The organism is Gimesia panareensis, assembly GCF_007748155.1.
Taxonomy (GTDB): domain Bacteria; phylum Planctomycetota; class Planctomycetia; order Planctomycetales; family Planctomycetaceae; genus Gimesia; species Gimesia panareensis.
In genome coordinates, this window is record NZ_CP037421.1 from 1,469,412 (window position 1) to 1,482,036 (window position 12,625).

Genomic DNA, 12,625 nt, shown 5'->3' on the forward strand with positions numbered 1-12,625 from the left:
ATTTTACTCGAACCGGCTCTCCGGGGAAGCAAATAATCTGGGCGAACGGGGGAGTTCTCAGAAAAGACATGCGCAAGCGCAGGCAGTCATCTGCAAGAAATTGATTCAGAGAAAACGTCCATGTTAAGCCAGCATCAGTCCCAGGCGAGCGGATTTTTCCAGGCGGATTTGAGCTCATCCAGACTGGCGTTAATCACGTTGTTTCCAGAGGTCCCCTTAATGGTGAATTGACGATTCCCGATCACTTCTCCAATTTCTACCAGTGGCAGTTCGCCAAAGCAGAGTTGCAGCGCGGGGATTTTATCGGGAGCGACTTCAATCAGGAAGCGGGTGTTGCTTTCCGAGAAAAGCAGGCTCGCGGTAGACAGTTCCAGGGCTTCGGGCAGCCGGGTTGGGTCCAGTTTCATTCCGTAACCGCCTGCAAACGCCATCTCCGCTGCCGCGACCGCCAGCCCCCCTTCGCTCAGGTCATGACAGCTGCGGACCAGCTGTTGCTGTATCGCGGAGTGCAGCGCCTTGAAGATCAGCGGGGCGTCTTCCTTATCGACTTGTGGAACCTGTCCCCCTTCGAGGTCATTGACCAGTGCATAGTGGCTGCCACCCAGTTCGTTATGGGTTGCGCCAACCAGAAAGATCCGGTTGCCGGGAGTTTTGAGGTCCATCGTGATCGCTCTGCTGACGTCCGGGATCTGGCCGATGGCACTGATCAGCAGAGAAGGGGGAATCGCAACGGTCTCTTTTTCTCCCTGCTCGTTTTCGTAGGAGAACTCATTATACAGACTGTCTTTGCCACTGATGAACGGCGAACCAAAGGCGATGGAGAATTCCTGACAGGCTAAAGCCGCTGCAACCAGGCTGCCCAGGGTTTCCGGGCGATCGGTGTTACCCCAGCAAAAGTTATCGAGGATGGCAATCTTGTTGGGATTCGCTCCGACCGCGACACAGTTACGGATGGCTTCATCAATCGCAGAAGCCGCCATCCAGTGTGTACTCAGGTCACCATATCGTGGATTCATGCCGCAGGAAATGACCAGCCCCCGCGGCGAAGTCAGGTCAGGGCGTACGACCGCAGCATCAGAGGGACCATCGTTCTGAACGCCAACCAGGGGCTTGACGACACTACCCGCCTGCACTTCCTGGTCATACTGACGAATGATCCATTCTTTGCTGCAGACATTCAGCGAGCTCAGAATGGCAAGCAGGTCTTTATTGTAATCTTCCTTCTGTGTCGGAATCAGCGGGGTGAAGGCAGGTGCTTTGTAGATCGCATCCCGTACGATCGGTGGACGACCATCGTGTAGAAACTCCATTTCCAGATCAGCCACAACCTGATCCTGGTATTTCAGCACGAGATGTTTCGTATCTGTGAACTCACCGATCACAGAGGCCTCGACCCCTTCGCTGGCACACAGCTTCTCGAAGGCCTCCCAGTTTTCCGGAGGTACAGCCAGTACCATCCGTTCCTGCGCTTCGGAGATCCAGATTTCGGTATAAGACAGGCCTGCGTATTTGAGCGGGCACTTATCCAGCCAGACTTCCGCGCCCGTCTTTTCTCCCATCTCGCCGACCGCACTACTGAATCCGCCGGCACCGCAGTCGGTGATCGCGGAGAACAGTTCTTTGTCACGTGCTTCGAGGATCACGTCCATCGTCATTTTTTCTGTGATCGCATTGCCGATCTGCACAGCGCCACCGGAGAGGGATTCGCTTTCTGAAGTCAGTTCTGCAGATGAGAAGGTGGCTCCGTGGATGCCATCCCGACCAGTTCGGCCACCGACCGCGACAATATAATGCCCTGGTTGCGCCTGCTGTTTTGCTGATTTTCCGACGGGGAGCATGGCGACATTACCACAGTAAACCAGCGGGTTGCCCAGGTAGCGTTCGTCAAAATAGACCGCACCGTTGACCGTGGGGATGCCCATCCTGTTGCCATAATCGCGGACGCCCGAGACCACTCCGGTCGCGACCGCCTTGGGATGCAGCACGCCCGCGGGCAGGTCATCGTAGGAAATATCCGGGGGCGCGAAGCAGAATACATCAGTGTTACAGACCGGCTTACCACCCAGTCCGGTTCCCAGCGGATCGCGGATCACTCCACCCAGCCCGGTATTAGCACCGCCGTACGGTTCCAGCGCGGAAGGGTGATTGTGGGTTTCCACTTTGAAACAGACGTCCTGCTTGTCGTCGAAGGTGATCACCCCCGCGTTGTCGGCAAACACGCTCACACACCAGTCCTTGTCACCCAGCGATTTCCGGATTTCGGTTGTCGCAGCGAAGATGGTTTCTTTGAGCATGTTTTCAAAGTGTAGATCCCGTTCGCCGTCACGGAAGTGAATTCGGCCGGCCAGCGTTTTGTGCGAGCAGTGTTCGCTCCAGGTCTGGGCGACACTTTCCAGCTCAACATCAGTCGGGTCTTTTTTCTGATCGACATAATAGTCTTTGATCGTCCGCATCTCGGCCAGATTGAGATACAGCTGTCCTTCGCGGCTCAGTGTCTCCAACTGACGATCATTCATATCGCGAATCGGCACGGTCACCAGTTCGAACGTGTACTCGCTGCCCAGCCGGATGCTGTCCATCAGTAGAGGGCCACGGACGACGTATTCAATGGCGTCGTTGGAGAGAACTTTGGATGCCATCCGATCAATTTCATCGCTGTCTGCATCAGAATTCACCCAGTACTTGCGGCAGGTAGCGACGTTCTCAATGGCGAGTCCCAGGTCGGCAATCGCGTCCCGGGCACTGTTGGCCACATTATCAGTGACGCCAGGTTTGAACATGACATTCAGCAGAGGATCGGTCGAACCGCTCTCAGCGGACTTGCTGGAGAGCGTGCGGATTTCGAATGTTTCCACCACCGGATCCGCCAGCAGCGAACGGGCAATCTGTTCCAGACCGGCCTGGTCCAGGTTTCCTTCCAGCAGGAAAGAATGGGCCGTCTGTACAGAACGGATAGAGCTCGCGCCCAGTACCTGGCATTCTTTGAGAATCCGGGCTCCTTCACGGTCAATCTGATTCTCGGCTGGTTTAATTTCGACTTCGCAAAGCATAATGAGTTCCGTTACAGTTGATTTGAGTCAGGACAGGCTGAGTTTGGGGATGATCGATCAGACCGGTTTCCACTTATGGTGCTGAATTTAATGCATCGTGATTCTTTTTGCCATCTTCCAGCAACTGACGCAGCCGTTTTTCGTCATGGTTGACGATGGCCTCCCTCAACTGGCTGAGAGACTGGGTATATTTGTCAATGCTTTCTACGATGGCATCGCTGTTGCTGAGCAGAATCTCGATCCAGAGCGCGGGATCACCGCCGGCAATACGGGTCGTGTCACGAAAGCCGGTGGAAGTAAACTGGCGATTTTCTTCAGACAGGGTCATCGCCAGTGCAGAAGAAACAACATGGGGTAGATGACTGGTCTCCGCCAGGATCTGATCATGTTTCTCAGGAGAGGTCTGCAGGACATGCATCCCCAGGGCTTCCCAGAAACCCTTGACCCGTTCGACCGCTTCTGCGGGAGTAGTCTCATCCGGAGTGACGACACAGGGGCGACCGGCAAACAGTTCCGGGTCGGCAAATTCAAATCCGGCCTTTTCAGAGCCCGCCAGGGGGTGCGAAGCCACAAAGGTGACCCCTTCCGGCAGGCTGCCGTACAGTTCGGAGCAGATTTTCTGCTTGGTGCTTCCCACATCCGTAATGACCGTTCCCGGGCGGCTATGCTGGGCCACCACACGAATGAACTGCACGATATGATTGACGGGAGTGCAGACGATCACTAGGTCTGACTGAGCCGCCGTTTCCGCGATATTGGTAGATCCCCGATCCAGCAGACCGGACTGCTGGGCGGCCCGCATCCGTGAAGGATTACGCCCCGCCCCCAGAATGGTTTCCGCCAGCTGCCGCTGTCGCGCTGCAGCGGCAATAGAACCTCCCAGCAGACCGACGCCAATGACGCCGATTGTGTTGAAGAGGTGCGAATTTTGTGTCGATGATTCAGTCATGCTCCGTATTGTAGCGCTCCTGAATCGGGATTTCCAGCGGGTCGACCGTGGTATCAACGAGCTACGGCAAAGTCGTCTGTTGATGTAAGTGATTTCAGCAAAATCGCTTCTGTTTAATTCTATTACTGCTCAGCGATTCGGTAGAGATAGCCGTTGGTGCGCAGGTAAATACTGCCTTCGCTGACCGCCGGTGAAGCGTTAAACAGGTCCTCATCGGTCTTAATTTCATTCCGGGCCAGTTCAATGTATTCCGGTGCCGCCTTGAGGACGACCACGCCATTATCCCGCGTCGTCACATACAGCTTGTCATCTGCCAGTATAATGGAAGCATAGAGCCGGGCTTTGGTGGGCAGCCGGTTCTTGTAGACCACTTCTCCGTTTTTTGCATCCAGGCAGAAGGCGATGCCCCGGTCGCTGGCCCAGTAGAGGTGCCCGTTATAAAAGACGGGTGAGGTCACGTTGGCACCCACATTGACTTCCCAGAGCTTATGGGTCTTGGTGACATCCCCTCGACCTCCGGGACGTACGGCAATACTGCGATTACTGCGGCCTCCCAGGCAGTAGAGAATGCCATCGTTTTGAATAACGACCGGGACGACATAGTCTTGAATCCCTTCGCAGGTCCAGAGTTGTTTGCCGGTATCCGGATCGAAGCCCATGATCTGATTTTTCTGATTGACCACCAGTTCCTGTTTCCCTCCCGGTACTTCGACAATGGAAGGGGTCGTCCAGGCGCGGACAATGTTCTCCGCCTTCCAGGCGACTTTACCGGTCGCTTTCTCCAGCGCGTAGACCGCCTCACTTTCAATGCTGGCATTGATGATCACAAAGTCTTTATAGAGGATCGGGGAGGAAGCCGAACCAAAGCCCGCAGTTTTATCGCCGACATTCGCCTGCCATTTCAGATTCCCTTTCAGGTCATAGGCAACGACACCCGAGGTACCGAAAAATGCATAGACTCCGGTTTCGTCACAGGCGGGCGTACCGCTGGCGTAACCATGATCGACAATTCGCTTAGTAATTTTCTGCACCTTGTTCACCGGGGCTACGGATTTGTCCCACATGATATTACCGTCTTCCCGATTGATCGAGATTACATGCAGTCGCAAATCAGCAGGATTGCCCTGATCCTCGGCTGTCAGACCATAATCCGTATAAGCAGTCAGAAAGATCTGGTTTCCGAACAGGACCGGGCTGGAGGAGCCGTGCCCGGGGAGTTTGGTTTTCCAGAGAATGTTTTTCTCGGCACTCCATTCGGTGGGCAGCCCTGTCGAGTCAGAGATTCCGTTACCAGAGGGACCACGAAACTGAGACCAGTCGGCCGCCTGGCTGAGGTTGCCAGTAGAAAGACAGAATCCAACAGACAGAATGAACAGGGGAAGCATACGCTGCATGATCAAATTCCATGAGCTACAGGAATGAAGGAAAGCGGTTTGAGACAGAAAACTGATGCGCGCAGGCGATCGTTTATTTCCTCAAATTAGAATCTTTCCTGCTCTCAGGCAAGTATTTTCCCCATTTCCCGTGAAATTCTTTCGCTGTACAGGCGGGAGCCGGCAATGTGGATTCAGATCAGTTTCTGAATCGGCGTTCCATCGCTGAGTGCCAGTGGGCGACCAATGGGAGAGATCAGTTCTTTGGTATAGTCGATCTTGAGCGTCTGCAGAATCGTGGCATACAGGTCCTGAATCCGCACCGGTTCAGTCGGCTTTTTCTTTTTCCCGGTCGGATCGGTTTCGCCGATGATCACATCTCCCTTCAATCCGCCTCCACCAACGATGCAGGAGAATCCAGAGGGCCAGTGATCTCGTCCGTCGAGCGGGTTGATCTTGGGAGTCCGCCCGAATTCGCCGATGCAGAGGACAATCGTTGAATCGAGCAGGTCCCGTTCTTTGAGTTCTGTGAGTAGAGTCGCAAAGGCAGGGTCCAGAATCTTCGATTGCGTCTGATGGCCGGTGTAATTATTGGCGTGACTGTCCCAGCCGTTCAGATTGACTTCAATTGCGTGCACACCCTGCTCGATAAGACGCCGGGCGACCAGGCAACCCCGGCCGAAAGGGGAGTCGCCATAGGCGGCGCGGACGGCAGCGGGTTCTTTTTCAATCTCGAACGCCTGCAGTTGTTCGGAACTCATCATGGTCAACGCGCGATCGATGGTCGACTGATGCAGTGTTTTTTTCGTCTGGGTTGTGCGCCCCCTGCGAAACGCCTGTGAGACGACATTCAGATTTTCCAGTCGACGTTCCTGTCGTGGATCCCCGACGCGCGCCCGCATGTTGCCGATATTCTTTCCCGGATCGGGCACGCGGAAGGCATCCAGGTGTGCTCCCAGGTAGCCGCCCCGTGCGGGGAACTGAGTATTGCCCATCGAAATGTGTTGCGGAATTTCCAGGCCTTTGTCGGGCGCTTCGTGAGCAATGATGGCACCCAGGGCTGGATAGACGGTCGTCGGTTCAGGGCGGTAGCCGGTTTTGAGGTATTTCGTGCCTCGTTCGTGGTCACCCTCTTTGGAGACCATGGAACGAATGACCGACATTCCGCTCAATTGTTCTGCCAGCAGCGGATACATATCGGAAATCTGTAATCCGGGTACAACAGTCGAGATTGCTTTTCCCGGTCCGCCGATCTTCGTTCCCGGGTGGGGATCCCAGGTTTCCAACTGGCTGGGACCGCCCCCCATCCAGAGTGTAATCACGGATTTCCGGCGTTCCGGTCCCCGTTTCTGTGCCGCCTGCAGATCGAAGCCGGGCAGCATGAACGACAGTGTCCCGCCTACAGCAACTTTGCAGAGATCCCGGCGGCTCAGCGATTGTGAATACAGAGGAAAGTCAAACATGGCTCAATGATTCCAGGAAAATTCGGGTGAATTGTAGAGTGCCCAGAACAGGTCTTCGGTGATTTTCTCACGTTGTTTCTGATTGGAAGCCGTTTCATACTGCTTGATAAAGTGAGTCAGTTCCTCCGGCGTGGGGATTCGCGACAGACAAACGAGGAAACAGGTCTCGACCCGTTTTGCATTCGAGATATCAAGCGAAGAAATCCGGCCGACGGAATTGAACGGGGAGGCACTGCCGTTATCTTTGGCAAACTGGCCGTTCATCCGGAGCAGGGCCTGTGGGATCGTCCCCGGAAAATCATTCAGTTCGTCACTGCCCAGGTCACCATACTCGCGGACAAAATCGATCTCCGAGAAAAAGCGGCGGCCCCGCATGAACAGATTTGAATTCTGGTCGATGGTTTTCAGTGAAGAGGCCTGCAGCATCGAACCAATGATCTGCTCCGGACGCAGTCGAACCAGGGGGAACAGGGCCCATTCACTGGTGGCCCGTTCAATCTCTTCGGCATTTTCATTGTCCGTTGATGATGAGAGCCCAAACGGTTTCGACGCCACGATGATCTGAATCAGGCGTTTGATATCATAGCCGTTCTCACGAAAATCCTGACCGAGGATGTCGAGCAGATCAGGAGGCTCCTGAGCAAGATCAGTCGGAGCGGGCAGATCATCCACCGGATTGATATAGGGCACCCCGAACAGCAGTCCCCAGATCCGGTTGGCTGATGCGCGTTCGAAACGACGATTATCAGGATGGGTTACCCAGGCGGCCAGTCGCTCACGCAGAGTACCTTTCTCAGGCAGGCACTCATTCAGGAAAGGAACCTGCGGAGCAACAGTCCGTTTTTCCAGTGTATTTCGATCTTCGACTTCGTACTTTAAGTTATCGTTCTGACGCACGCCGAGCAGCTGCACTTCAACCTGACCATAAAAGGCAGTCAGACCTTCGAAGTCAGCCTGTTTCCAGTGATCGAAGGGATGATCGTGACATTGTGCGCAATCGATCCGCTGGCCCAGGAAGGCACGCACCGTGCTGCCCGTCAGTTTGTTGCGGTCCAGATTGCCATCCGCGACGGCAGCGGTAATGTAATTGGTTTCCGGGTCGCCGGTCCAGATCCCTTCGCCGGCAATTAACTTCCTGACCAGTTCATCGTAAGGCGTGTTGGCCTGAATCTGTTCGCTGAGCCAGGCTTTGAATCGATCGCGCCGGAACACGATAAACTGGCCCTGGGCGACTCCGACAAAGGCACGCGTAAAACGTTCAGAAAAATAATCGGCGAAGCGGCGGTCTTCAAGCAGTTTTACAGTCCAGCGTTCCAGCCGGTCTTCCCCTGACATCGCCTGAAATTCGCGAATCTCTTCCAGCGAGGGGATCGTTCCGTGCAGAGCCAGCGAAAGTCGCCGCATCTGAGTCAGTTCGTCTGCCTGCTCCGCGGGGATGAGTTCCCTGTCTTTCCACTGCTCCTCGAATAACTGATTCACCTGTCTGACCGTGCGCGTCAGAGAATCTTCATTCACCACAACCGGAATCGGTGTTGTCTTTTTCAGGGGGCTGCTCGATGCCCAGGCCACCAGCGAAACCACCAGCGCGACCACGCCCACAGGGAGGCAGGCCAGGATCCAGTTGCGGGTGGAAGCAGGCATGGGATTGATCCTGAACAAGAATAAATCGGCGGATAGGAACCCTTCGCGATCAGCATTAAGAGATCATCGCAGGGGGACTGCCCTATCATACCAGATGCGTGATTCGAAAGTTTCAGGCATTTCTTGAAACTTCCCGCTTTTTTCCGGGTACCACTTTGAGCGTTCCGGCATTAACGCAGGGCGTGTTTTGAGGGGTGATTCAAAAAATCAGATATACATTGGACTTACCTACAGGCAGGTGGTACCTTGAAAACGCATGCTGAAACCGGGAATACATTGAACGTTCCTCCAACGGCTCATTTCTCAAGAGGCGAGGCAGAGCAGACCGTGAGTGAACAGGCGACGCACAACAGTGATTCGGACGGGACAGGGCAGGGAGCGTCCGCCCTGACAGAAGCGCTCGAGGGCTCCGCAGTCGGTACCTCTGCAGACAATACTACAACTGAGATTGATCAGTTCTACCCGGATGAAGTGGTGGGAAACATCCCCCCGTTTCCACATCTGCTGAAGCATCCCATCAAGGCGACGTTCTGGACCATTCGGATGCTGTTTGGCATCGTTTGTCTGGTATTGTTTCTGGCAGTCATCGCAGCGATTCCTCTCGTTAATTTTATTGCTCTGGGATACCTGCTCGATGTGGAAGGCCGCGTGGCCCGCACCGGAAAAATTCGCCTGGCCTTTCCTCTTCTGGATATTGCACCTCGCCTGGGGACAATCGTCATCGGAACCGGGCTCTGGCTGATACCTCTGTTCCTGCTCGCGGGAGCTGCCGCTGATGCGCATCTGGTCGATCCGGGGGGCACCAGTGATCAGACCCTTCATTTTCTGAATCGACTGGTCTCAATTTTCATCGCCATGCATCTGTGCCTGGCGCTGGCGCGTGGGGGAACCTTTTCCTGCTACCTGCGTCCCTTGAAGAATGCAATCTGGCTCTTCAAACAACTCCGTGCTGGTGGCTACTGGGAACGGGCGGCGAATAACGTCCGGGAGTTTGTTTCCTCACTCAAACTGGGACAGAATTTTTCACTGGGGCTCCGTGGCTTTCTGGGGGCCTTTGCCTGGCTGTTGATTCCTTCGCTGATGTTTGCCGCTGCCAGTTCGCCGGATGGCGGTAAGGGCGGACCGGTCTTCATTACTCTCTTGGGTGGTTTGAGTCTGGTGATTGTCCTCGGCTGGCTGCCGCTGCTCCAGGCACATTTCGCCGCTGAGAACCGCTTGCGGGCCATGTTCGAGTTACGTACTGTCCGGAGAAAATTCAAACGGACACCGATTGCCTGGCTGTTGACTTTGATCGTCGTCTATGTGCTCTCTCTGCCGCTCTACCTGTTTAAGGTGGCGGCTCTGCCACGGGATGCGATGTGGGGGATTACGCTGATTTTTGTTGCGACTATTTATCCCACCAAGATTTTGTTGGGCTGGGTCTATTATCGTGCCTCTACGAAGACCCGGAATGCCTGGTTTGGCTGGCGCTGGTTAAGCCGTACTCTGATTCTCCCTCTGCTGGCAGTCTATGTATTCCTGCTCTTCTTTACCCAGTTTATTGGCATGCATGGCAATCGCGTGTTGCTCGAACATCATGTCTTTCTGTTACCTGTGCCCTTCTAACTGGATCCTGTTTGCACGTTAACTTCAGTGGGGCAGGCTGCTTACTGGAGCCAGACAGATTCAGCTTTCGAGAGTCTCTCGAGCCCTGAGTCAACGTCATTTTCAGATTTACTGTGACCCGGCTGAAAATTCTGAAAATCCTTTCGCCTTTTGAATTCCAGAAGGATATGATTTTAGTAGCGGAATCGCGCTTGATCCGCTAGATCAACTGCCTTTCCGTCGTCATCAATCGCCGAATTGATCCGGCTTTCCGCAGGGAATCCGGTTTAAGGATATGCAGGGGAAACGTTCTGTTTTCCCGGCACACGTTCGCATCATTTCCTGGCTATGCGTGTTGCCTTTTATTTGGAACGGAAGACAATAGCGCCTGGCCAATTTCTCGAAAAGGCAGGACGAGCGATGAACGATTATAAGGTAAACGACGTTAGGAATGTGGCATTGGTCGGCCACGGGGCTGTTGGCAAAACAACTGTAGCCGATCTTTTACTTTTTCAATCTGGTGTGACTCCCCGACTCGGGTCTGTGGATGAGGGCACCAGCCTGCTGGATACTGATGAAGAAGAAATCAACCATCGGATATCTATCGCTTCGACCCTGGTTCACTTCGACCATGCCGGTCACCATATCAACCTGATAGACACTCCCGGTTATCCTGATTTCATCGGGCAGGTCTCCGGCGCTCTGCGTGCTGTCGAGACCGCTCTGATTCTGCTCAACGCCGGACATGGCGTGGAGATCAATGCCCTGCGTGTTTCCCAGATGTCACAGGAAGCCGGCATTGCCCGAATGATCGTGTTCAATAAATGCGATACAGAAAATATTGACTATGATTCCCTGATCGAATCCGTCCGAGAAACTTTTGGTTCCCACTGTGTCCCCATCAACCTGCCTGTGGGGCTGGGAGCCGATTTCAAAGCGGTTTGTGATCTGGTGAATTATTCCGAACCACCGCCCACAGGAACGCTGGGCGATCCGGAGTCAACCCGCCAGTCATTGATTGAAGCGATCGTGGAATCGAATGAAGGCCTGCTGGAACGGTTCTTTGAAGGCGAAGAACTCAGTGCAGCGGAACTGTCTGCGAATATTCCCAAAGCAATGGCAGCTGGCACACTGATTCCCGTCCTGTTCATGAGTGCCAAAACCGGCGTGGGCGTCAGTGAGTTTATGGATGCGATGTCCAACTACACTCTCTGCCCCCAGGATATTCAGCGGATGGAAGAGACCAGAGATGGTCGTTCGGTGATGATCGATCCTTCTCCCGACCAGCCGTTTGTGGCCCAGGTGATTAAGACCCGCATTGATCCCTTCATTTCCAAGATGAGCTATCTCCGCGTTTTCTCCGGGAAGCTGGATAAGGATTCTTCGGTGGTCAATGTGCGGACAGGCAAACCGGTGCGCATCAATCAGTTGCTTGATGTCCAGGGCGGTAAGCAGGAACCCGTCGACTCCGTTTCCGTCGGTGATATATTTGCTGTCGCCAAGGTCGATGACCTGCAGCCCGGCGATACTCTGACCGCGGATGCGAACGGCGATGGTCTTTCGCTGCCGGAAATCAAGTATCCCCATCCGGTGGTCGGCCTGGCTGTGGAGCCCAAAAGCCAGAACGATCAGCAGAAAATCTCCGGGGCCCTGCACAAGCTGGAAGAAGAAGACCAGACCTTCCACGTGGTCCACGATGAAGAGACGCATGAAATGGTCATGCAGGGCATGAGCGAGCTGCATTTGAAAATCATGGAGGAAAAACTGCTGCATCGCGATAAGGTGGAAGTGATTACTCATCAACCCAAAGTACCGTATCGCGAAACCATCATGGGAACTGCGGAAGGCAGCTATCGGCACAAGAAACAGTCCGGTGGTGCAGGGCAGTTTGCCGAAGTTCATTTGCGGGTCTCACCGATGCCTGCAGAGGTCGATCCTGAGGCGTATTTCACCAAAGAGAATTTCGACCATCTGAGAACTTACCACTACGACCCGGAACTGAATTTTGCCTTCGTAGACCGGATTTCCGGAGGCTCAATTCCCAATCAGTTTATTCCGGCAGTGGAGAAAGGCGTGCGCGAACGGATGAAGCAGGGCGTCATTTCCGGCTGCCAGGTGCAGGATCTGGTTTGCGAAGTCTTTTTTGGTAAAGACCACCCGGTCGACAGTAACGAAACGGCATTCAAAATTGCAGGGAGTAAATGCTTCTCGGAACTCTTCGAAAAAGCACGCCCGGCGTTGATGGAGCCGATCGTCAAAATTGAAATCCTGATTCCCGAAGAATGTGTTGGTGATATCAGCAGCGATCTCTCCAGCCGTCGGGGGCGTATGGAAGGGATGCAGGTTTCTCAGGGGGGCTATGAAATCATTCAGGCCCGTGTTCCCCTGGCCGAAATCATGACCTATGCCCGCACGCTCTCAAGTTTGACCGGGGGCCGCGGCACGTATGACATTGAATTGAGTCATTACGAAATGATTCCGCCGAACGAACAGTCCAAGGTGATCGAGATTCTCAACAAAGCCAGGGAATAATCTGGTCTGACAAAGGGACGCTGAAGACTGGAA

Annotated in this window: 7 protein-coding genes; 2 read left to right on the forward strand and 5 right to left on the reverse strand. The window is 54.2% G+C overall.

Going from position 1 to position 12,625, the window contains the following annotated elements; all coding sequences use genetic code 11:
• Nucleotides 1–134: 134 nt before the first annotated feature.
• The 5 genes from purL to Enr10x_RS05635 form a co-directional block, all read right to left on the reverse strand.
• Nucleotides 135–3,050, reverse strand: a complete 2,916-nt coding sequence (purL, locus tag Enr10x_RS05615) for a phosphoribosylformylglycinamidine synthase subunit PurL (protein ID WP_197997492.1) — start codon at nt 3,048–3,050, stop codon at nt 135–137.
• Between the two features lie 73 nt (nt 3,051–3,123).
• Nucleotides 3,124–3,999 carry a prephenate dehydrogenase gene (locus Enr10x_RS05620; RefSeq protein ID WP_145104819.1) on the reverse strand — a complete coding sequence of 292 codons (876 nt, stop codon included), beginning with the start codon at nt 3,997–3,999 and terminating at the stop codon, nt 3,124–3,126.
• Between the two features lie 122 nt (nt 4,000–4,121).
• Entirely contained in the window at nt 4,122–5,393 is a 1,272-nt protein-coding gene (locus Enr10x_RS05625; RefSeq protein WP_145104821.1) for an outer membrane protein assembly factor BamB family protein, read from the reverse strand.
• Between the two features lie 173 nt (nt 5,394–5,566).
• Nucleotides 5,567–6,835, reverse strand: a complete 1,269-nt coding sequence (locus Enr10x_RS05630; RefSeq protein WP_145448400.1) for a DUF1501 domain-containing protein — start codon at nt 6,833–6,835, stop codon at nt 5,567–5,569.
• A 3-nt stretch (nt 6,836–6,838) separates the two neighbouring features.
• A complete protein-coding gene (locus Enr10x_RS05635; RefSeq protein ID WP_145448401.1) occupies nt 6,839–8,476 on the reverse strand; it encodes a DUF1549 domain-containing protein in 1,638 nt (545 codons plus the stop codon).
• 246 nt (nt 8,477–8,722) lie between these two features.
• Between Enr10x_RS05635 and Enr10x_RS05640 the strand changes: the two genes are divergently transcribed.
• Nucleotides 8,723–10,081 carry a DUF4013 domain-containing protein gene (locus Enr10x_RS05640; RefSeq protein WP_145448402.1) on the forward strand — a complete coding sequence of 453 codons (1,359 nt, stop codon included), beginning with the start codon at nt 8,723–8,725 and terminating at the stop codon, nt 10,079–10,081.
• 399 nt (nt 10,082–10,480) lie between these two features.
• Entirely contained in the window at nt 10,481–12,592 is a 2,112-nt protein-coding gene (locus Enr10x_RS05645; protein ID WP_145448403.1) for an elongation factor G, read from the forward strand.
• Nucleotides 12,593–12,625 lie beyond the last annotated feature (33 nt).

Bases quoted from the DNA above. Each gene is read 5' to 3' on its own strand.
- purL (WP_197997492.1), bottom strand. From the start codon at position 3,050: ATGCTTTGCGAAGTCGAAATTAAACCAGCCGAGAATCAGATTGACCGT.
- Enr10x_RS05620 (WP_145104819.1), bottom strand. From the start codon at position 3,999: ATGACTGAATCATCGACACAAAATTCGCACCTCTTCAACACAATCGGC.
- Enr10x_RS05625 (WP_145104821.1), bottom strand. From the start codon at position 5,393: ATGCAGCGTATGCTTCCCCTGTTCATTCTGTCTGTTGGATTCTGTCTT.
- Enr10x_RS05630 (WP_145448400.1), bottom strand. From the start codon at position 6,835: ATGTTTGACTTTCCTCTGTATTCACAATCGCTGAGCCGCCGGGATCTC.
- Enr10x_RS05635 (WP_145448401.1), bottom strand. From the start codon at position 8,476: ATGCCTGCTTCCACCCGCAACTGGATCCTGGCCTGCCTCCCTGTGGGC.
- Enr10x_RS05645 (WP_145448403.1), top strand. From the start codon at position 10,481: ATGAACGATTATAAGGTAAACGACGTTAGGAATGTGGCATTGGTCGGC.